Raw genomic sequence first — 21,161 nt, forward strand, 5'->3', positions numbered from 1 at the left:
ACTAACCATTAACACCAAAATTAATTCTTAGTATCATGAGCATTGTACAACAAATTAACGAAGGACTTCAGGCTTTAGGTTTCAGCCAGTCATTGGCTGGCCAGTTAGATCAATTTATAGCATTCCTGGGAGTTCTCCTGGTAGCTTATCTGGCGGATACTGTTTGCCGGAAGATCTTGCTGAAAGTCGTTTCGCGTTTGGTAAAACAAACAAAAGCTACCTGGGATGACATTGTTTTCGACCGAAAAGTGATGGTACATCTCAGCCGTATGGTGGCACCTATTCTTATTTATATCCTGCTTCCTCTGGCATTTTCCGATGCGGGCTCGGCAACGTTGGCACTTATCCTGCGCTTCTGCCTCATCTTTATCATTGTTATGTTTCTTAGCTTTATCAGCGCTTTGCTTTCAGCGGTTTACACCGTCTATAGCGAGAAGGAACAGTTCCGTGACCGCCCTTTGAAGGGACTCTTGCAGACAGTGCAGGTTATCCTTTATTTTGTCGGTGGTATCATTGTTGTCAGCATATTGATTGACCGTTCACCCGGTGTATTACTTACCGGTCTGGGAGCTTCGGCTGCCGTGCTGATGTTAGTATTCAAAGACAGTATCATGGGCTTTGTTTCCGGTGTGCAACTTTCTGCCAACAATATGCTGAAAGTAGGCGACTGGATTACCATGCCTAAGTATGGAGCGGACGGTGATGTAATAGAAGTGTCATTGAATACAGTGAAGGTTCGTAATTTCGACAAAACCATCACTACCATTCCGCCTTATTTGCTCGTAAGCGACTCTTTCCAGAACTGGCGTGGTATGCAGGAGAGTGGCGGACGCCGTATCAAACGTTCTATCAATATCGATATGAACAGTGTGCGATTCTGTACGCCTGAAATGTTGGCGAAGTATCGCAAGATACAGCTCTTGGCAAACTATGTTGAACAGACGGAACAAGTGATTAAGGAGTATAATGAAGAGCATCATATTGATAACTCCATCCTTGTGAACGGTCGCCGCCAGACGAATCTCGGTGTCTTCCGTGCTTATCTGAATTGTTACCTGAAGAGCCATCCGGGTGTAAATCATGATATGACTTGTATGGTGCGTCAGCTTCAGCCTACCGATCACGGTATACCATTGGAACTGTATTTCTTTTCTGCAACCACATCCTGGATACCTTATGAAGACTTGCAGTCTGATGTCTTCGACCATCTGTTGGCTATTATTTCTGAGTTCGATCTTCACGTATTCCAGTCACCATCCGGTGAAGATTTCCGCGAAAGGCTTAATTGAGATAGTCGGCACTGGTTCTCGAAATTTTCATCCCTATGAGAATCTTTTCTCTCTTTGATAAGAAAAAGCTTTCTATAGGATGGGAACAGATCAACATAAGCAAACGCCGGACAGTTCCTCTGAACTTGTCCGGCGTTGCCTTTGTAGAAGCTATTGCTTCGTGAATTATGTGTGTTTCTCGTTTTATTGTTTGATCCAGTTGCCGCTTGTCCAGTTGTCGCCTGTCTTTACGGCTCCCTTATATTCGGCTTTGGTGAAGAAACTGTCGGCACTGAGGTCTTTGCCGCCATCGATGGTGCCTTCGTAGAGATTCTCCCAAGTGAAGTTCTGTGCAGTGAGGTTGCCCGTTGCTGCTGCGAACATATCGTTGGTGTAAATGCTTTCTTTAGAAGACAATGTTTTGCTGATAGCTACATACTCCAGTTTAGACACACCCTCTTTCAGGGCTGTTTCAGTTTCTGTGGTTTCTACGGTCAGAGGTTGACCTTTGCCGGTGATGAGCGTATTGTAAAGTTCCACTTGTGTTCCGGCACGCAGGCGTACGCCCTGTTTGCTGCCACCGTTGCCAATCAGTGTGAGGTTGGCGAGGATGGGGTGGGCAACGGGAGTGGCACCGAAGCTCTTGCCATTGTTGTCGCACTCCATCAGGCAGTCGCAGTCGTATCCCAGTTCGTCTTTGGGGCTTTGGTATGCTACGAGGAACTGTGCTTTGCCGTTCCAGCCTTCGGTCCAGTCGAAAGAGTCGTCGCTACAGTCGGTAGATACCAGATACTTCACATTGACGGAACCGCCGAACCATTCGAAACCATCGTCGGAACCCATGTATGCCTGGCAATACTCTACCGTTGTTCCGTTTCCTACACCGTAGAAGGTGATACCGTTGGCTTCGTGCTCTTCGTCGAAGGCAAATCCGGTGTACTCTACACGAACATACCGCAATGTACCGGAATTGTCGGCGTCATTATTACCACCATAGGATGCGCCGCCTATTTCCGAACTACCCGTTCCGCCTTCGGCATTGGTGTGTGCGTATCCGCAGATGTGGATACCGCCCCATGCGCCCGGTTCTTTCTTTTCGGAAGTCATTACGATAGGGTTGCTGGCAGTGCCTTGTGCATCTATCTTGGCTCCTTGTTCTATGAGGATGTAGTCTACCACATCGTCATGTTTGGCAATAATTGTGACGCCTGCGGGAATCTTCAGTGTGGCACCGTTCTTTACGTGTATGCCGCCACTTAGCGTGTAAGTCTTTCCGGCTTCCAGTTCCGTGTCGCTTTCGATGTCTTTCGTCAGTTCATACTTGTCGTCTTCACCGCCGTCCCCGTTTCCGGGTTCGTTGTTGTCGGTACATGCAGTGAATAAGGTCATACTTGCCGCGAGGGCCATAGTCATGAATTTCCAATTTGATGTTTTCATACTAATAATCGTTTAGTTGATAAAATGAGTTTCTATTGTTTGTCTCTCTCAAAATTTTTCTTTTCTCTTACAGGTCATAGCTGAAGTCAACTTCAAAGCCTGTACCCTTTCTGAAGCGTTCCACTTCTACTTTATCTCCGGTGGTGGGCACTTCTTGCTTGAAGAGGATATCTTGGTTCAACAGGTCGTTGACTTGCAACTTCACCGCGAAACGCTGGTTGAAGCGGTAACTGCCTGTAAAGTTCAGCGTGTGTACCGGCTGTTGCTTGATGTCTCCCAGGCCGGAGATGCCTACGGAGTGGATGCGGGGACCTTGCAGATTGTAGAGCAGGGCAACGCTGAGTTGGCGGTCGTTGCTGAAAGCGGGTGAATAGGTGAGATCTGCATTTGCCAGGTAGGGTGATGCTCCCTGCAAGGCACGCTGGCTGTTGGTGTAGGCGCCGCCTTCGGGCAGTTTCACGTTAGTGTACATATACGATCCGTTCACACCGAAACGCAGGTCTTTCACTATCTCTTTGCGGAATTCTATCTCCACCCCCGTTGCCATACCGTTGTCCGCATTGCGGAAAGAATGCACGGCGGAACCGCCTGACAGAGTCTGTACACGCTCTATCGGTGCTTTCAGGTGCTTGTAGTAGGCGGTGATGGAGAGCATATCCCCATTCTTTTCAAAGAGTTCGTAGCGCAGATCGATGTTATAGTTGTAGCCGTTTTGCAAATCAGCGTTACCGCGTATCTGTGCCGAACCGTAGGATTCCTGATAGAGGAAGGGGGCCATTTCGATAAATGAAGGACGCGTTACTGTGCGTGAGAAGGCCAAGCGCAGACTGTTCTTTTTGTTCATCTGGTATTTCATGTTCAGTGAGGGGAAAAGGTCGTTTTTGTTCAGTTCACTGCGTTCGGCTTTTCCGCCATCGGTATAGTAGTCTACCCATTGCTTGCTGATTTCGTAGCGTACTCCCAGGTTCACCAATAACGGGGCTATGGGATAGTATTCAGTGGCAATGTATCCTGCATAAATGCTGTTACCGGCTGTATAGCTGTCTTTGGGCTGTTTCTTCCGGTCTATGGTGATGGAACCGTTTTCTACATTTTCCATGTTGAGGAAGGAGTCGGTATCGTAGATGTCAGTGATGGTAGGGTTCAGTTTGTTCAGGTTGTAGTAGAAGCGTGTACCCATATAGTCACGATTCTTGTCTTTATAGGTGAAACCGGCCTGCAACTTGTTGTTGTCGCCAAAGCGGTAACTGGCGGTGAGGTCGCCCACCCATTCATCTTCATTCAGTGAGCCGAAGTAACGCATGGTTTCTTGGCGGTTCAGTTTGAAGAGTTTTATCTGGTCATCTTCACGGATGAACATTACTTGGCGGCGGTCGGGTTCGTCGCTGGAGGTCTTGCTGTACGAGCCGCTCCAGTTGAGGTCCCACTGTTTGCCGAAGTGGTGCTTGCCGTTTACTTGATGGTTTTGCAGACTGTAGATGTGTGTCACGTTGTTGCTGCCTATCAGATGGTGGTCTTCGTAGTCCACACCTTCGCGCCTCATATAAGTGTCGATGGCATTGCGAGCGTAGAAGAAGGTATATCCGATGTGGTCGGAAGTGCGGAAACTGTAGCCGAGATTACCCAGTGCGGCAATCTTTAACTCGTTGCTGTAGCTGTCGTAGTTGAATTCATTCAGGGTATTTCCTGTAGCTTCTAAGGTGCGTATGGAGGCATTGTTCATGGTTTGCAGGTCGTTGCTTACTCCTATGGAGCCCAGAACGCTGACTTCATTTCCACTCAGGGTGAAACGTTTGCCGAAGCCGATATTTCCGCCAAATTCAGGTAGGGCAGTCTTTTTACTAACCTGAAAACTGGTGTTGAAGAGGCGGTTGTGGCGTGCATACTCTTCAAAGTCTGTTAATGACATGTCTATCAGTTCCTGGTCCAGAGAAGGAGTCTTGAACAAAGAGCCGTCGCGGTTCATCCGGTAGAAATCTTTGCCTAGCGTATTGAACTTGCCACCTGCATTGAAGCTGATGGACAGAAAATCACTACCTACATTCTCTTTGGTACTGATGTCGATATGTGCTCCCGAGTAGTCGGCGAATGCACTGGCGTCATATACTTTGCTCACGGTAATATTCTGTACGGTAGATGCAGGGAAGATATCCAGAGGAATCAGTTTATTGTCCGGATTAGGAGAGGCGATGGGAAGTCCGTTCAGAGTGGTGGTGCTGTACCGGTCGCCCAGACCGCGCACAATCAACTGTCCGGCACTGGCGATGGAGATACCGGTTATCTTTTTTACACCTTCTTCCACATTGCTGATTCCTTTGATACTCATTTCTTTGGCACCGAGGTTTTCGATTGCAAGGGTGGCTTTCTGCCGTTCCATCTGCAGGGCTCGTTCACCTTCCAGATTCTTTCTGGCCACTACGGAGACTTCGCCTAACGCTTGTGCATCACTCTCCATTTCAAAGTTCAGCAAAGTTTCGGCCTTGACTTTTATGCTATTGAGCAGGATGTCTTTGTATCCTATATATCTCACGGTTATGGTGTATGTGCCGTCATTTACATTTAGTGTATAGTTGCCGTCGATATCGGCTACTACACCTTGGGTTGTCCCGGTTATCTGTATGGTAGCTCCGGTCAGTGGCTCTTTCGTCTGCTTGTCGAGGACGGTTCCTTTGATGTTTCCAGCCAGGGCGGTCATGGTGGAAAGCACCAGTAATAAAATGAAGAAAAATACTTTTCCAAAATCCAGTTTCATGCTCATCTTTTATCGTTTCTTGTTTCCGGTGCAAAGATGCGGCAACGGAATTACAACCGTAATACACATGTCATACAATTGATTCTCAATTAGGTTACAATTAAGTGACATCGTGGACTGATGATGGAGGCACTATGTTGTGTACTGATATTTGCTTCATAACCCTATAATAATGAACCCAATGATTATTTTAACTCATTACTGCCGCCCGTTCCAAATTTTCTTTTTTTGTTGGTGTGAATAGAGCGGAAATTAATAAGTAAGCATTATCTTTGCGTTATTTACGAATATTAAAAGCACAAATAGTATGAGTGGCAACCAATCCCATGAGGCAAAACGTTTTCAGCTCCTTTCATCTGTTGGACAAATAGGCTGGTGGGAAGCAGACTTCGCTACGGGGGAATATCTTTGTTCCGAATATGTTTGTAATTTGTTAGGCTTGGAGGGAGACACTTTGACTTTTCGCCAGTTCGGCCAACTGATTCGTGAAGATTACCGTTGCCGCATCACACGTGAATTCCTTTCGATAGAGGAAATCGAGGTATATGAGCAAACTTTTCCTGTCTACTCTTCACAAGGCATTGTGTGGGTTCGTTCCCGTCTGGGCGAAAAGTGGCTGACAGAAGATGGGCATCCAAAGGCATTTGGTATCCTTCAACTGGTCGATATTCCTACGGACGCGCAATCCGGTGATATACTGAAACAGTTTAATGAATTGTTGTTCCGACAGCATTCTGTGTCCCAGTCCTTACGTAGTTTTCTGAAGGATAAGAGCCTGAGTGAAGTTATTTCGGGAGTATTGAAAGATGTCCTCGAACTCTTTCATGGCGGACGTGTCTATATAGTGGAATACGATACCGGCTATCGTATTCAAAGTTGTACTTACGAGGTAGTGGCTGACGGGGTTAGTCCTGAAATAGATATGCTGCAAAAGATTCCGACCAATGGCATGGAGTGGTGGCTTAAACAAATGTTGGCAGGTAAACCTATCCTATTGAATACTCTATCGGATTTGCCACGGGTAGCACGTCAGGAGTCTGAGATACTTGCTATGCAGAATATAAAGTCACTCATGGTGGTTCCTCTCCGGAATACCGAACGGGTGTGGGGATATATCGGTATTGACTTGGTAGACAGGTACTATAAATGGACGAATGAAGACTATCAATGGTTCTCCTCTTTAGCCGATATCATTAATATTTGTATCAGCTTGCGTCTTGCCAGAGATGAGGCCGACCGTGAACGTAATTTTCTGAGCAATCTCTATAAGTATATGCCCATGGGCTATGTACGCCTTTCCATTCTTTGCGATGAAGAAGGTGAACCTTATGACTATCTTATCACAGATGCCAATCAGTTCAGTGCTGATTTGTGCGGTTCGCCTTTAGAAAGATATAAAGGGCGTTTTGCTTCAGAAATCTATTCCCCGGACAAACTGTCAATCAAGCTTCGGATTCTTACAGATATACATAAGCATGGCCTGTACAGGGAACTGGATGAATATTTCGAAGAGTCAAAGAAGACTTGTCATTGCATTATTTATTCTCCCGAACCGGATGAGTTGGTTTGTCTCTATATGGATGTCACCGAGATGCGCCGTACGTATATGGCTTTGGATCACAGCGAGAAACTATTGCGAAATCTCTTTTCCAACATCCCTGTCGGTGTGGAGATTTATAATAAGGATGGGATACTGATAGATCTTAATAACAAGGATATGGAGATATTTGGGATTAAGGACAAATCAAGTACGCTTGGAGTGAACTTCTATGAGAATCCGAATGTGCCGCCCGATATCCGTGAAAGGGTGAAAGTGGAAGATGAACTTGACTTTTCGCAGGACTATGAATTCTCCAATGTGAGCGATTATTATGAATCGGAGAAGAAAGGCGGAATAGAACTTTATACGAAAGTAAGTAAGATATACGATAACCAGGGGGATAATAATGGTTTTGTACTTATCAATATAGACAATACGGAACGTATCAATTCCATCAACCGGATACATGATTTTGAGAACTTCTTCCTGCTGATTTCAGAATATGCCAAGGTAGGCTATGCCAAGCTGAACCTGCTTACCCGTGATGGATATGCCATCAAGCAATGGTATAAGAATATGGGTGAAGATGAAGATACGCCATTGGCAGAAGTGGTAGGAATTTATAATAAAATGTACCCACAAGACAGGGCACGTGTACTGGCTTTCTTTGAGAAGGCCAAACGAGGGGAAGCTACGAGTTTCAAGAGTGAGATGCGCGTGCTCAAACCCGGAACATTGAATCAATGGAATTGGGTACGTATGAATGTAGTGCTCAATCGGTATGATCCAGAGAACGGTCTGATCGAGCTAATCGGCGTCAATTATGATATCACCGAGTTGAAGGAAACGGAACGAAAGCTGATTGAAGCCAAAGAGAAAGCCGAAGAGGCAGACCGCCTGAAGAGTGCTTTCCTGGCAAATATGAGCCACGAGATACGTACACCGCTGAACGCCATCGTAGGCTTTTCAAGTTTACTGGTGGAGACGGAAGATCAGGGAGAAAAACAGGAATACTCAAAGATGGTGGAAGAGAATAATGAACTTCTGCTGCAGCTGATTTCAGATATTCTGGATCTGTCGAAGATAGAGGCGGGAACTTTTGACTTTAAGTTCAGGGATTTCGACATCAATACTTTGTGCGGAGATCTTGCACGCTCCATGCAGTTGAGAGTGAAACCGGGAGTGGAACTTATTTTTGAGCCGACCTTGCCGCAATGTGTCATTGTCAGCGATCCTAACCGCTTGAATCAGGTAGTTTCCAACTTTATAAATAATGCCATTAAGTTCACCACTACGGGTAGCATCCGGATAGGATTTGACAAACCGGATGAAAAACACCTGCGGGTGTATGTGGCGGATACGGGCATTGGTATTGCTCCCGAAGCCTGTCATAAGATATTCGACCGTTTCATTAAGCTGAACTCGTTTGTACAGGGCACAGGACTGGGACTTTCCATCAGCAAGAGCATCATCGAGCAATTGGGAGGTAAGATTGGCGTGGATAGTGAGCTGGGCAAAGGCTCAACATTCTGGTTTATCTTGCCGCTGGAATAATTCAGCTACAAGCTACAAAGCTACAAGCTACGAGTGGCTGCGCTATCACACCGCAAGGCACTCGTAGCTTGTAGCTTTTGTAGCTCGTAGCTTTAACTAATTCAGTCCGAACGAGAACTTGTCGATGTTCTGATAAACCACGCTCGCAAGGCTCAATACAATAATGCCGAGCGTACAGATGACAAGGCTGGCACGCGTGTAGTTATCGCTGCGGAAAGTGGCGATAGGCTCATCACTCTTGTTGATATACATGGACTTCACAATCTTCAGATAGTAATAGAGTGAAATAATCGTATTTGCCAATGCGATGAACACCAACAGATGGAAACCGCCCTGGAAAGCTGCCGCGAAGATAAAGAACTTCGAGAAGAAGCCTGCGAACGGAGGAATACCTGCCAATGAAAACAAGGCAAGCGTCATGAGGAATGCCAGTTTCGGATTGGTACTGTACAGTCCGTTATACTCTTCAAGAGTGAAGCGATGGGCGCGCAGGGCGATAATCGTAATCACTGCAAATACAGAGAGATTGGCGAACATGTAAATAAGTACATAATACACCAATGATGCCATACCCTGCCCGGTTCCGGCAATCACACCCAACATGATGTATCCTGCCTGCGAGATACTGGAAAATGCCATCAATCGTTTCAGGTTTTCCTGGCGTAGGGCGAAAAGGTTGGCAAGGGTGATAGAAGCTATGATAACCCAATAAAGAACTTCCTGCCATTGATCCACCATCGGGGCGAATGTCTTGATAAGGATAGTCATTAATACGAAAGCTGCCGATCCTTTGGAAATAACACTCAAATAAGCGGTTACTACGCTCGGGGCACCTTCGTACACGTCTGCCGTCCAGAGGTGGAAAGGAACAAGGGAAAGCTTGAATCCCATGCCGGAGAAGAAAAAGACAAATGCCATTATTTGCAGGGCGTTGCCGTCCAGGTGGGCCGGGATATCATCGAAATAGAGAGTGCCTACCGTTCCGTAAATAAGAGAGATGCCATAAAGCAACAGTCCGCTGGAGAAAAGTGCGGTGAGGATGTATTTGGCACCGGCTTCGGCAGAGTGATGGCGGTACTTGTCGAAAGCAACCAATGCAGCCATCGGGATACTTGCTGTTTCCAGTCCGATGAAGAACATCAGGAAGTGTCCTGCGGAAATCATGAAATACATACCCAGCAACGTGCAGAGTGTCAGCATATAGAATTCACCTTGTTTGATGATGGTGTCCGGCAGCTTCAGCCACTCGTGTGCCATCAGGAAAACAATCAGCGTACCTACGCTGAGGATGGACTTCACGATGCTTTGTATCGGGGCGTTATGGTACATGCCACCGAAGGCATCGGCAGCCGGACCGGGGATGATGGTAATTAACGTGTGTATCGTGAGCAACACGACGGGCAGCATGGTATTGAGCCGTGGGTTACCGTCCTTCTTATGAGCGTCAGGGCTCATGAAGAGGTCGGCCACGAAGAGAATCACGATGACAGCTATCAGCGAAAGCTCTTCTTTGAGAATAAGGAATTGGGAATAATCCATATCTATTAAATTAATAATTAAGAATTAAGAATGAAGAATTTGGCTGTGCTATGATGCCGTGCGATAATTCTTCATTCTTCATTATTAGTTCTTCATTAAAATGCGCTGACTACCGGTAGCACACTGTCTCCGATCATATTGCTGATCCATAACGGAGCAAGACCGAGACCTGCAACGCAGACGATGAGAATAATCACGGCAGTGCGCTCATCCCAGGTGGCGTCAGTCAGTGCCAGATGGTGCTTGTTGGTGCAAGTACCATACAATATCTTGCTAACCAGCCGGAGGATATAGACTGCGGTAATCACGATACTGGTGCAGGCAATGATAGTCCACGTACGGTGGAAAACATCCGCATGCTGGAAAGCACCGTTGAAGATGGTCATCTCGGCAACGAAACCGCTGAGTCCCGGAAGTCCGAGATTGGCAAGTCCGGCAATGACGTAACAGACAGCAAGGAAAGGCATGATTTTCATCAATCCCGAAAGCTCACGCACGTCACGTGTGTGGGTACGACCGTATATCATACCGATGAGGGCAAAGAACAGGGCAGTCATCAATCCGTGGCTGAGCATTTGCAGGACAGCACCGGTACAAGCCGTTTGGTTCATCATCAGGATGGCGAAGAGCACGAGACCGCAGTGAGATACGGAAGAGTAGGCGTTAATATACTTCAAATCTGTCTGTACACAGGCCGAGAAGGCACCGTAGACAACGGAGATACCCGTCAGTATCAGGAATATCCAGCCGAGTTCCTGAGCAGCTTCAGGCATCAGATACATGGCGATGCGGAAACAACCGTAACCACCAAGTTTCATCAGTACACCTGCATGGAGCATACTTACGGCAGTAGGCGCCGAAGCGTGACCGTCGGGGCTCCATGTGTGGAACGGGAACAATGCACCGAGTACACCGAAACCGAGGAAGGTAAGCGGGAACCAGATGCGTTGCTGTTCGATAGGAATATTATGCAATTGGGCAATTTCCAGCAGGTTCATACTGGTGGCACCGGAACCAAAATAGATACCCAGAATTCCGATAAGCAGGAATGCGGAACCACCCATCAACATCAGTGTCAGTTTCATGGCAGAGTATTCCTTACGTCCCGATCCCCATACACCGATAAGCAGGTACATCGGAATCAGCGCTACTTCATAGAACATGAACATGGTGAACAGGTCCGTAGAAATGAAGAAGCCGAACACCCCCAGAGAGAGCAGGGTGAACCAAAGGAAATATTCTTTCGTCAACGGTTGCAGGCGCCAGGAGGCGAAAGTACCGGTGAAAACGATGATGGCAGAGAGCAACAGCATGGCTACTGAAATGCCGTCTACTCCCACGGAGTAGTGTATGTTGAGTGCCGGATACCAAGGTACATCCGCGCGGAAGAGCATTTCGGCTGTGTCTCCGGCGGCACGCGCTTGCAGATAAGCAATGGTCAGGCCTACAGCGGCCAATACTAATGCCGATGCACCTGTCACCATCACCGTGCGTATCTGCCTGATGTTGCGACTCAGCCAGAGACCAAGTAACATCAACAGGGGGATGAGAACAAAAATACTTAATATGTTCATTTTTATAATTACTATTTACTATTTACGAATTACATTTCTCTACTATAGCAGCAATAACAATATCAACGCCAGCGTACCCAATAGGAATACGTAAGTGTACTGTTGAATTTGTCCACTTTGCAGACCGCGTATCTCATCACTGGTGGCATTGGCACTCCAGGCAAGGAAGTTGAAGAAACCGTCTACTACGTGGCGGTCGAACCAGGCGATGGGGCGGGAGATGCAACCGAAGATTATCTTGTGAGTCACGAACTGGTACACTTCATCGATATAGAAGCGATGATAGGCAGCTGTCCATAATCCGCGGAAACGACGAGCAAGGGCATTGGCAACGGGTTGCTTTGCCCGTGCGTACATGGCTGTGGCAATCGCGATGGAGATAACGGCTATAGCAATGCTGGTACCCGCTACCGCCCAGTCGAGATGAATCTCGTAAGCCGTACCGTTGGAAGAGATGAATTTACCGAAGGGGATGAAACCGGCTCCGATAGTAACAACGGCAAGGAACATCAGCGGGATAGTCATAGTTAACGGACTTTCGTGGGGAGTATGTTCAGCATGAAGCTCTTTATTCTCTTTGCCCCAGAAGATACCATAGTAAAGGCGGAACATATAAAATGCCGTCATTGCAGCAATCACTGTCATAATCCAGCCCATTGCGGGACTGAACTGGAAGCATGCTGTCAATATCTCATCTTTAGAGAAGAAACCGGAGAACGGAGGAATACCTGCGATGGCAAGACAAGCAATCAGGAACGTAATATGCGTCACAGGCATGTACTTGCGCAGTCCACCCATAGCGGACATCTCATTGCTGTGTACCGCATGGATAATGCTACCTGCGCCGAGGAAGAGCAATGCCTTGAACATAGCGTGCGTGAACAGGTGGAACATGCCGGCCATATAACCCAGACCGCCATGATGCGGATCAGCGGAAGTGCAAACTCCCAGTGCCACCATCATAAAGCCAATCTGTGAGATCGTGGAGAATGCCAGCACACGTTTGATGTCACTCTGTACACAAGCTACCGAAGCGGCATAGAATGCAGTGAACGCTCCGACGTAAGCTACCAGGTGCAGCACGTCGGGTGCATAACCGATGAACAGCGGGAACATTCGCGCCACAAGGTAAACTCCGGCTACCACCATGGTCGCTGCATGAATCAATGCGCTGACCGGTGTCGGGCCTTCCATCGCATCCGGCAGCCAGATGTGCAACGGGAACATGGCGCTCTTTCCAGCACCGCCGATGAACATCAGTCCGAGAGCCAGGGGTATCATTACCGCGCCACCTTTCAGCAATGCCATTTCACTGGGCTGGAAGGTGTAAGTTCCGGCATAATAACCATAAACGAGGATACCGATCAGGAAACCCAGGTCGGCAAAACGGGTAACGATGAACGCTTTCTTGCTTGCAGCGACAGCCGCCGGCCGGGTATAGTAGAAACCGATGAGCAAGTAAGACGAAACACCCACCAACTCCCAGAACAGGTACATCTGGAAGATATTGGTAGCCACCACCAGTCCCAACATGGACATGGTAAAGAGGCTGAGAAATGCATAATAACGTTGGAATCCGCGCTCACCTTTCATGTAGCCGAAAGAGTACACATGTACCATCAGCGACACGGTGGAGATGACGATAAGCATCATCACGGAAATAGGGTCGAGCAGGATACCCAGGTCAATGCTCAGCGTCTCGGTAAAGGGCAACCACGTCACATTATAAGGCATCAGTGTGGCGAAAGTGCCGTCCGCCAGACGCGGAGCGGAGAAATACTGCCAGGCAGTGGCGTAGCTCAGCAGGGCTACCACAGCCAGTACCGTGGTACCGATGATGCCTGCCGTCCGGTGCGTCATCCATTTGCCGCCAATCCCCAACGTGAGGAAGGAGAGCAAGGGGAGGAGCAGGATTAGAATTGTATATTCCATATATACTTCATTTTATCAGTTATTATTTTCATTATCTATATCAAGCGTACTGCAAAGGGTGCTTGCACAGTACTGCAAAAGATGCTTGTGCAGTAAGGCTACCATTTCAACTCGTCCAGCTTGCCTACCTGAATGCTTCGTATATTGCGGTAGATGTTGATCATAATCGCGATAGCTACTGCCGTTTCGGCGGCCGAGATGGCGATGGAGAACAGGGCGAAGAAGTACCCCTCCATTCCGTCGGGGAAAAGGAAACGGTTGAACACTGCGAAGTTGATATCCGTGGCATTCAGTATCAACTCGATGCTGATAAGTATCGCCAGTGTGTTGCGGCGGGTGAAGAACCCATAGATACCGGCGAAAAACATGATAGCCGAAACTATCAGATAATATTCCATGTGAATCATAATCAATTGTTTTTAGCGTTTACGTGCAATCACCAACCCACCTACGATACATGCCAGCAACAGGATGCTGACTGCCTCGAAGGGAAGCAGATAACCGAATTTGTCACTACTCAGCATAGAGTGCCCGATAGTCTTGATGTTAATTTCCAACGGTACAAGATCGGTAGTAGCGAGGAATTTATGTTTTAGCGTAATGAACACCACGATGATGGCGCCACCTACGGTTGCGCCCAGACCGGCCAACAGTTTGCTACGTTTCAACTTGTCGGTAGTACGGTCTCCTTCGCCACTGGTCAGCAGGATGGAGAAGACGTAGAGCACAACAATACCGCCGGCATAAACCATGATTTGTACCGAACCTAGAAATGTGTAGCCCAGCAGGAAGTAGATACCTGCCGTGCCGAAAAGCGTGAACAGCAGATACGTTGCCGAGCGTACCATGTGGCGTGTAGTCACAGTGAGAATGGAACACACGCTGATGAACACTGCCAGAAAGTAGAATACTACGGTTTCAAGGGTTATTTCCATATTCTTTTTACTTTATTATTCTTGATTCTATCTTTATTCTCCTCCTCCCGGGAGGTTGCTCTCCCCCGATAACGGGGGAGTCGGAGGGGGTGGGAATTGAATTACTCCGGTTTCTTTTTCTCTTCTACATGACTGCCCGGATGGTTCAGCGTCTTCACCAGCTTTGTACGGTCGAACACCGCATGCTCAAAGTCTGTAGTAAACGTAATCGCATCGTGCGGACAAGCAGTGACACAAAGTTGGCAGAACATGCACGAACCGAGGTCGTATTCATACTTTACCAATATCTTCTTTTTCTTGCCGTCCTCAGTCTCTATCATTTCACTTGTTACTTTGATGGTATCGTTGGGACATGCTATCTGGCACAGCCCGCATGCTACGCAATGGTGTTCGTTCCGGTCATTGTGCGGCATGGTCAGCGTACCGCGGAAACGGTCGAACATCTCCAGCGTCGCACGGTTCTCCGGGTATTGCTCTGTCACTTTCCGGCGGCAGAAGACGGCCATGGTAGTCTTCATACCCGTCAGCAAGGAGCCGATGCCATGCACAAGTCCGCCCAAATAACTGTATGTTTCGTTCTTATCTTTCATTATCTCTTTATATTTAATATTTATCCGAAGGGAAACCCTGCTCCGGCGCTATGCCGGTCCGAAGGGAAACCCTGTTCTGGCGCTACGCCGGCTAAAAGTGCAGTTTAAATACAACAATCAGTACCATCAGAATGAGGTTTACCATCGAGATGGGTACCAGATACTTCCATTCCAATGCCAGGATCTGGTCGATACGCAAGCGGGGGAATGTCCATTTAATCCACATCAGCAGGAATACTACGAAGAATGCCTTGCCGAAGAACCAGATGAAGCCCGGAATATAATCCATTATGGCGTTGAAGCCATCCAGCCCTACAATATGAAACGGCATCCAGCCGCCCAGGAAGATGGTGGCAGCCACGCCGGCTACGATAAACAGGTTCAGATATTCGGCCAGATAGAAGAAACCAAAGTGCATACCGCTATATTCGGTGTGGTATCCTGCCGTCAGTTCACTTTCAGCTTCCGGCAAGTCGAACGGACCACGGTTACACTCCGCGTTTCCGGCTATCAGGTAGATAACGAAAGCGATCACTGCCGGAATGTGTCCTTTGAAGATGAACCATCCGTCAGCCTGTCCTTCTACAATTTCAGAGAACTGCATCGTACCCATCAGCACTACCATAGTCAATATACTCAGTCCTACAGACAACTCGTACGAGATGATCTGTGCTCCGCTTCGCATGGCTCCGATCAATGAAAACTTATTATTGGATCCCCAGCCGGCCAGCAGAATACCTAATACACCTATACTGGATGCTGCCAGCAGGAAGAATACACCTACATTGAAATTCAGCACTTCCATACCTTTATTAATAGGGAGGCAGGCAAATGTCAGGAATGAAGCTATGATCACCATGAACGGTGCCAGGTTGTATAGGAAACGGTCGGCAGCTTTCGGAGTGAAGATTTCTTTGGTCAGCATTTTCAACACGTCGCAGATGACCTGAATGCTACCCCATTTACCCACACGGTTCGGACCGAGACGGCACTGGAAGAAAGCGCATATCTTGCGCTCCATGTAAATCAGAATGATGGCGAGTACGGCATACATCAGAATGATGCACACGCCTATCACTACACATTCGAGGAATATCGCCAGACCTTCCGGCATCAGGGAAGTCAGCGTCTGGTGTATCCAATTGGTTACTATACTAAAGTCAAACACGTTATTTAAATTAAGAATTAATAATGAAGAATGAAGAATTACCATGCGGGTGATGGTGTATTCATTCTTTGATTTAATTATTTATCAGGCTTACGAATTAAGAGGAAGAATATTATGCTGTACTGTTGCACTCTTTAATTCTTCATTCTTAATTCATCATTCTTCATTTACACTACCTATCAATATCTGGCACTACGTAATCCAGCGTTCCCCCGATTGCAATCAGGTCGGCAATCTTTGCTCCGCGGCAAATGGTATCTACGGTGCTTACCAGCGGTAATCCCGTGGAACGGAAATGCAGACGGTACGGAGTCTTGTCGCCGTGGCTTTCCAGGAAGACGCCGAACTCGCCGCGGCTACCTTCTACGGCAGTATAATACTGACCTTCGGGTACACGGATGATGGGTTTCATCTTTTCCTGATACGGGCCTTCGGGGATGTTATCAATGAGCTGCTCAAGGATATTCATGCTTTCCATGATTTCGTCCATACGAACCATGTAGCGTGCCCAGGAGTCGCCTTCGGTATAAACGATTTCTTTGAAGTCCACTTTGTCGTATACTCCGTAGGGATGGCGTTTACGGACATCGCAAGCCCAGCCGCTGGCACGTCCTGTGCCACCTGTAGCTCCGAAAGCGATGGCATCTTCACGGCTCAGTACTCCTACGCCTTTCAGACGTTGCCGGGCGATGACGTTGCCGGTGAACACCTCATGATATTCGTGGATGATGCCACGCAGGTAGGGGATAAACTCTTTCACTCGGCGCTGGAAGTTGGGGTGCAGGTCGGCCTGCACGCCACCGATGGTGTTGTAGTTCATAATAAGGCGTCCGCCACAGGTTTCCTCGAAGATGTCGAGTATCTTCTCACGGTCGCGGAAGCCATAGAAGAACGCGGTCAGGGCACCAAGGTCCATTGCCAGGCAGGAGTAGAACAGCAAGTGAGAGTCTATACGCTGCAATTCGTCCATGATGGTACGGATATACTTCACGCGGTCGCTCACTTCAATGCCCATAGCCTGCTCGATGCATGCGCAAAGGGCGTGGCGGTTCTGATGTGCGCCCAGATAATCCAGACGGTCGGTCAGTGCCAATGTCTGCGGGTAGGTGAGGCTTTCGCACATCTTCTCGATACCCCGGTGGATGTAGCCGCAGTTGGCGTCTATCTTCTCGATGGTTTCACCTTCCAGTGATACACGGAAACGCATTACGCCGTGCGTGGCAGGGTGTTGCGGACCGATGTTCACAACATATTCTTCGTCTCCGAAGAGTATCAGTTCTTTATTCTTTATTGTACCATCCGGGTTAAGTTCCAGTTCGGTAGTGGTATCAATGGTTTCTTCATTGTCCATACGTAGCGGATTGTCCTTTTCCGGATCATTGTCCTTACGCATAGGGTATCCTACCCAGTCGTTACGCAGGTAGAGGCGGCGCATGTCGGGATGTCCAATGAAGACGATGCCGTAGAAATCGTATACTTCACGCTCCAGGAAATCAGCTGCTTTCCAGATGTCACTGACACTGGGTAACTCGGCATTCTCGCGGTCCAAGGTAGCGGTGCGTACGACTAAACGTTCTCCGGTAGTGGTAGATTCCAGATGATAAACCACTCCTAAACCACGCGGCGTGTCCGGCGTGTCTTTGTCGGTTGTTTCTCCCCAGTCCATACCGGTCAGGCATTCCAGAAAGTCCATCTGCTGTTCTTGGCGCAGGCGGAGCATTTCGGCATGCAAGTCCGCAGGTTCTATAAATCGTATATTATCCATATTTTGATTATGTTTCGTTATTGTAGCTCATCACTCGTCACTATCCGGTTTCGGTTCCTTCCGGTTCACTCCGCCGAAGAATTTCTCTATCTTCACTTTGCGTTGCAACTGCATCATGCCGTAGTAGAACGCTTCCGGACGGGGGGGACATCCCGGGATGTACACATCCACCGGTAGAATCTTATCTACTCCATTCACTACGTGATAGGATTTCTTGAACGGTCCGCCGCTAACGGCGCATCCACCCACGGCAACCACGTATTTCGGGTCCGGCATCTGATCGTATAGGCGTTTCAGGACAGGCGCCATCTTATTTGTGATAGTTCCGCACACCATAATCATATCTGCCTGGCGCGGACTGGCACGGGCTACTTCAAATCCGAAACGCGCCATGTCATAGCGCGCGGCACCCAGTGCCATGAACTCGATACCGCAACAGCTTGTTGCAAACGTAAGCGGCCACAGCGAATTGCTGCGTCCCCAGTTGATGAAATCGTCCAGTACGCCGAGGGCGACATTGGCACCTCCGGCATTAAGTTCGCGAACGAGTTTCTCCAACGTTTCATTATCCGTAAATTCTTCATACGGGATAGACTTTATTTTGGGCTTTTTTATTCTTTCCATTCCAATGCTCCTTTCCGCCATGCGTAGGCAAGTCCTAATACCAGGATAAGTAAGAAAAATAAGATACTAAGCAATCCCGCTATTCCCAGGTCGCGGGCAATGACTGCCCATGGAAACAGAAATACCGTCTCCACGTCGAACATCAGAAACAGGATGGCAAACAGATAGTAACCCACCCGGAACTGCATCCATGATTTACCACGGGTAGGAATACCGCACTCGTACGCTTCCATCTTCTGTGGATTGTACGAACGGGGGGATATCGCCTTGGACAACGCGATAACAATACCCACGAAAGCAATTGCCGTCAGCAAGACGACTACTAACAAAGTAAAGTTCATAAATCTAATTAACTTTTAGATGTATAATAGGATAGTTAGTCGAAGGTAGCAATACCTCTGAATTGCCTTCGACGGACCTTGGCAAGTCTGTAGAACTTGCCTGACTTAGTTTATCAAATGATTATCTTTCTCAGCCCGAATACATAATAGGAGAGTGGATCGGGCACAGGATAGAAAGCGGAATGCAACAACGGATTGCTAGTCGGCGAATCAGCCAGCCAGTACATCCGGAAGTAATTCAGCAAAATGAAAAAACTCTTGTTGCCGGGCACCTGTGTGCTGTCCACATTGTCCATATATAAGGGCATGGACGAGAAATGATTGTATATATTACGAATGTTTTGCTGATGTGAGGTAGGAGCCTGAGAAAGGAAACAGCGTTCGCTGCCGTTGCTTATCAAAGTGCACGATATACCCGCCGCCTGAGCTGCACCGTCGTATAATAATACGCCGAGTAGGATAATCATAAAGTATTTTATGCACTGTTTCATTCAACTACTTTTTCATTCGGCTGCAAATGTATAACAAATATTGGCTATTTTGTTATATAGAGATGGCAAATAAGTCTCTTTTTAGCACTTTTTTGCCTTATATCAACTTCTTCTCCAGAATTCCGGAGTGAAAAGTAATAATACGGTAAATAATTCCAGACGTCCCAGTAACATAAGGAAAGCCATTAACCACTTCGCCACATCGGGCAGTGCATTCCATGAGAAGGCGGGACCGGTTTCTCCTAACCCGGGTCCCATGTTGCCGATACTGGATATCACGCACCCCACAGATTCTACAAAACCAATGCCCATTCCCATCATAATCAATACGCTGATGATAATGATTACTGCATATATAAAGCAGAAAGCCAGTACTGTAGATTGTATGGAGGGGGAAATCACCTGCTTGTTGATACGTACCGGAAGTATTGCGTTAGGGTGGAGGATATGTTTGAATTCATTGCGGGCCACTTTGCCGAGGATTACCATACGGATACATTTAAGACCACCCGTTGTGCTTCCCGCACAGGCACCCATCAGCATGACGATGGTTAGCAAACCCCACGTCACGGCGGGCCATAACATATAGTCGTCCGTGGCGAATCCGGTGGAAGTGTGCAGTGAAATAACCTGGAACAGTGACTTGCGGAATGCATCTTCCATACCTATGGGGTTGGAATAATAAAGTATCACTGCAATCAGGCCGGTAAATAGTACTACCGACCAGAAATACCACTTTAACTCAGCATCGTGGATAACTTTCTTGAACTTTCGGTTGAAAAAGAACAGCAGTAACGTGAAGTTGATACCGGATATGAACATGAAGATGGATATTACATATTCAATATAGGGTGATTGGTAGTAAGCTACACTGGCTTGTTTGGTGGAGAATCCACCTGTGCCTGTAGTGGCAAAGGCATGGCAGACACTGTCGAACCAGTCCATTCCCCCCAGCATCAGCAGGGCGGTAAGGATACAGGTGATACCTGCATAAATGCTCCAGATCCATTTGGCTGTGATGCCGATGCGCGGGTGCACTTTGTCATGTGTAGGTCCGCTGGCTTCGGCGGCAAACACTTGCAAACCGCTGACACCGAATATCGGAAGGATGGCGATGGTGAACATTATAATACCCAAGCCGCCTATCCATTGTGTCATGCTGCGCCAAAAGAGCAGACCGTGGGGGAGTGCTTCGATGTCATCCAATATTGTAGCACCCGTGCTGCTGAAGCCGGACATCGTTTCAAAGAAGGCGTTGGTAATGCTGGGTATATATCCACTGATGTAGAACGGTAACATGCCGAAAAGCGAGAAGGCTACCCAGGCAAAGCTGACGAGTACATATCCGTCCCTGCGTGTCAGTTGGCGGTCACCGCCTTTGCCCATGGCTGCCAGGAGTAGTCCGGCACCTGCCGTAATACCTGCTGATACCCAGAAATCTACCAACGCTTCATCCTGGTAATAGAATGAAACGCCCGAGCAAAGCAATAGCATCACCGTCTCCAGCAATAGGAGGATACCGATAATCCGTATAACCGTCTTGAAATTAATCATATCATATATTAATGAAGAATGAAGAATGGGGGAATGAAGAATACGTCGTCATACCGCAGGCCAATTCTTCATTCTTCATTTTTAGTTCTTCATTTCT

General features: G+C 47.7%; 17 protein-coding genes. 3 read left to right on the plus strand and 14 right to left on the minus strand.

Annotation, left to right across the window (positions count from 1 at the left end; all coding sequences use genetic code 11):
• Positions 1 to 35: 35 nt before the first annotated feature.
• Together VYM24_RS10770 and VYM24_RS10775 are read left to right on the plus strand one after the other, a co-directional pair.
• Positions 36 to 1,289 (plus strand): mechanosensitive ion channel family protein, encoded by a 1,254-nt coding sequence (locus tag VYM24_RS10770; RefSeq protein ID WP_299093050.1) that lies wholly within the window; start codon positions 36 to 38, stop codon positions 1,287 to 1,289.
• A 35-nt stretch (positions 1,290 to 1,324) separates the two neighbouring features.
• Positions 1,325 to 1,453, plus strand: a complete 129-nt coding sequence (locus tag VYM24_RS10775; RefSeq protein WP_330942116.1) for a hypothetical protein — start codon at positions 1,325 to 1,327, stop codon at positions 1,451 to 1,453.
• A gap of 19 nt (positions 1,454 to 1,472) precedes the next feature.
• Here VYM24_RS10775 and VYM24_RS10780 read toward each other — a convergent pair whose 3' ends face one another.
• A complete protein-coding gene (locus VYM24_RS10780) occupies positions 1,473 to 2,705 on the minus strand; it encodes a hypothetical protein (RefSeq protein WP_291554284.1) in 1,233 nt (410 codons plus the stop codon).
• 67 nt (positions 2,706 to 2,772) lie between these two features.
• A complete protein-coding gene (locus VYM24_RS10785; protein ID WP_330942117.1) occupies positions 2,773 to 5,463 on the minus strand; it encodes a TonB-dependent receptor in 2,691 nt (896 codons plus the stop codon).
• A 301-nt stretch (positions 5,464 to 5,764) separates the two neighbouring features.
• Between VYM24_RS10785 and VYM24_RS10790 the strand changes: the two genes are divergently transcribed.
• Positions 5,765 to 8,551, plus strand: a complete 2,787-nt coding sequence (locus tag VYM24_RS10790) for a sensor histidine kinase (protein ID WP_330942118.1) — start codon at positions 5,765 to 5,767, stop codon at positions 8,549 to 8,551.
• 96 nt (positions 8,552 to 8,647) lie between these two features.
• On the opposite strand, the gene VYM24_RS10795 is transcribed toward VYM24_RS10790, so the two are convergent.
• The 12 genes from VYM24_RS10795 to VYM24_RS10850 all read right to left on the minus strand — a co-directional run bounded on the left by VYM24_RS10795 (position 8,648) and on the right by VYM24_RS10850 (position 21,064).
• A complete protein-coding gene (locus VYM24_RS10795; protein WP_299093044.1) occupies positions 8,648 to 10,090 on the minus strand; it encodes an NADH-quinone oxidoreductase subunit N in 1,443 nt (480 codons plus the stop codon).
• A 95-nt stretch (positions 10,091 to 10,185) separates the two neighbouring features.
• A complete protein-coding gene (locus VYM24_RS10800; protein ID WP_330942119.1) occupies positions 10,186 to 11,664 on the minus strand; it encodes a complex I subunit 4 family protein in 1,479 nt (492 codons plus the stop codon).
• Between the two features lie 42 nt (positions 11,665 to 11,706).
• The gene (nuoL, locus tag VYM24_RS10805) at positions 11,707 to 13,596 is read right to left on the minus strand and encodes an NADH-quinone oxidoreductase subunit L (protein ID WP_291554294.1); all 1,890 of its coding nucleotides are present in this window, start codon (positions 13,594 to 13,596) and stop codon (positions 11,707 to 11,709) included.
• 98 nt (positions 13,597 to 13,694) lie between these two features.
• The gene (nuoK, locus tag VYM24_RS10810) at positions 13,695 to 14,003 is read right to left on the minus strand and encodes an NADH-quinone oxidoreductase subunit NuoK (protein WP_217715168.1); all 309 of its coding nucleotides are present in this window, start codon (positions 14,001 to 14,003) and stop codon (positions 13,695 to 13,697) included.
• Positions 14,004 to 14,015: 12 nt separating this feature from the next.
• A complete protein-coding gene (locus tag VYM24_RS10815; protein WP_291554298.1) occupies positions 14,016 to 14,531 on the minus strand; it encodes an NADH-quinone oxidoreductase subunit J family protein in 516 nt (171 codons plus the stop codon).
• A gap of 101 nt (positions 14,532 to 14,632) precedes the next feature.
• On the minus strand, positions 14,633 to 15,121 hold the full coding sequence (locus VYM24_RS10820) for a 4Fe-4S binding protein (RefSeq protein WP_291554300.1): 489 nt from the start codon (positions 15,119 to 15,121) through the stop codon (positions 14,633 to 14,635).
• A 91-nt stretch (positions 15,122 to 15,212) separates the two neighbouring features.
• Positions 15,213 to 16,289, minus strand: a complete 1,077-nt coding sequence (gene nuoH / locus VYM24_RS10825) for an NADH-quinone oxidoreductase subunit NuoH (protein WP_149926082.1) — start codon at positions 16,287 to 16,289, stop codon at positions 15,213 to 15,215.
• A 172-nt stretch (positions 16,290 to 16,461) separates the two neighbouring features.
• Positions 16,462 to 18,054, minus strand: coding sequence for an NADH-quinone oxidoreductase subunit D (locus VYM24_RS10830; protein ID WP_330942120.1), 1,593 nt, complete (start codon positions 18,052 to 18,054; stop codon positions 16,462 to 16,464).
• Positions 18,055 to 18,084: 30 nt separating this feature from the next.
• Positions 18,085 to 18,678, minus strand: a complete 594-nt coding sequence (locus VYM24_RS10835) for an NADH-quinone oxidoreductase subunit B (RefSeq protein WP_007215268.1) — start codon at positions 18,676 to 18,678, stop codon at positions 18,085 to 18,087.
• Positions 18,666 to 19,019: an NADH-quinone oxidoreductase subunit A gene (locus VYM24_RS10840; RefSeq protein WP_007212460.1), complete on the minus strand. Its 354-nt coding sequence runs from the start codon at positions 19,017 to 19,019 to the stop codon at positions 18,666 to 18,668. The genes VYM24_RS10835 and VYM24_RS10840 overlap by 13 nt, the downstream gene beginning before the upstream one ends.
• Before the next feature lie 113 nt (positions 19,020 to 19,132).
• Positions 19,133 to 19,510 (minus strand): hypothetical protein, encoded by a 378-nt coding sequence (locus VYM24_RS10845; protein ID WP_291554305.1) that lies wholly within the window; start codon positions 19,508 to 19,510, stop codon positions 19,133 to 19,135.
• 102 nt (positions 19,511 to 19,612) lie between these two features.
• Positions 19,613 to 21,064, minus strand: a complete 1,452-nt coding sequence (locus VYM24_RS10850) for a TrkH family potassium uptake protein (protein ID WP_291554307.1) — start codon at positions 21,062 to 21,064, stop codon at positions 19,613 to 19,615.
• Between the last annotated feature and the right edge of the window lie 97 nt (positions 21,065 to 21,161).

The organism is Bacteroides sp. MSB163, from assembly GCF_036416795.1.
Taxonomy (GTDB): Bacteria; Bacteroidota; Bacteroidia; order Bacteroidales; family Bacteroidaceae; genus Bacteroides; species Bacteroides maternus.

What these genes read in the sequence shown, in the direction of transcription:
- VYM24_RS10770 (WP_299093050.1), top strand. Translation starts at nt 36, where the DNA reads ATGAGCATTGTACAACAAATTAACGAAGGACTTCAGGCTTTAGGTTTC.
- VYM24_RS10775 (WP_330942116.1), top strand. Translation starts at nt 1,325, where the DNA reads ATGAGAATCTTTTCTCTCTTTGATAAGAAAAAGCTTTCTATAGGATGG.
- VYM24_RS10780 (WP_291554284.1), bottom strand. Translation starts at nt 2,705, where the DNA reads ATGAAAACATCAAATTGGAAATTCATGACTATGGCCCTCGCGGCAAGT.
- VYM24_RS10785 (WP_330942117.1), bottom strand. Translation starts at nt 5,463, where the DNA reads ATGAGCATGAAACTGGATTTTGGAAAAGTATTTTTCTTCATTTTATTA.
- VYM24_RS10790 (WP_330942118.1), top strand. Translation starts at nt 5,765, where the DNA reads ATGAGTGGCAACCAATCCCATGAGGCAAAACGTTTTCAGCTCCTTTCA.
- VYM24_RS10795 (WP_299093044.1), bottom strand. Translation starts at nt 10,090, where the DNA reads ATGGATTATTCCCAATTCCTTATTCTCAAAGAAGAGCTTTCGCTGATA.
- VYM24_RS10800 (WP_330942119.1), bottom strand. Translation starts at nt 11,664, where the DNA reads ATGAACATATTAAGTATTTTTGTTCTCATCCCCCTGTTGATGTTACTT.
- nuoL (WP_291554294.1), bottom strand. Translation starts at nt 13,596, where the DNA reads ATGGAATATACAATTCTAATCCTGCTCCTCCCCTTGCTCTCCTTCCTC.
- nuoK (WP_217715168.1), bottom strand. Translation starts at nt 14,003, where the DNA reads ATGATTCACATGGAATATTATCTGATAGTTTCGGCTATCATGTTTTTC.
- VYM24_RS10815 (WP_291554298.1), bottom strand. Translation starts at nt 14,531, where the DNA reads ATGGAAATAACCCTTGAAACCGTAGTATTCTACTTTCTGGCAGTGTTC.
- VYM24_RS10820 (WP_291554300.1), bottom strand. Translation starts at nt 15,121, where the DNA reads ATGAAAGATAAGAACGAAACATACAGTTATTTGGGCGGACTTGTGCAT.
- VYM24_RS10830 (WP_330942120.1), bottom strand. Translation starts at nt 18,054, where the DNA reads ATGGATAATATACGATTTATAGAACCTGCGGACTTGCATGCCGAAATG.
- VYM24_RS10835 (WP_007215268.1), bottom strand. Translation starts at nt 18,678, where the DNA reads ATGGAAAGAATAAAAAAGCCCAAAATAAAGTCTATCCCGTATGAAGAA.
- VYM24_RS10840 (WP_007212460.1), bottom strand. Translation starts at nt 19,019, where the DNA reads ATGAACTTTACTTTGTTAGTAGTCGTCTTGCTGACGGCAATTGCTTTC.
- VYM24_RS10845 (WP_291554305.1), bottom strand. Translation starts at nt 19,510, where the DNA reads ATGAAACAGTGCATAAAATACTTTATGATTATCCTACTCGGCGTATTA.
- VYM24_RS10850 (WP_291554307.1), bottom strand. Translation starts at nt 21,064, where the DNA reads ATGATTAATTTCAAGACGGTTATACGGATTATCGGTATCCTCCTATTG.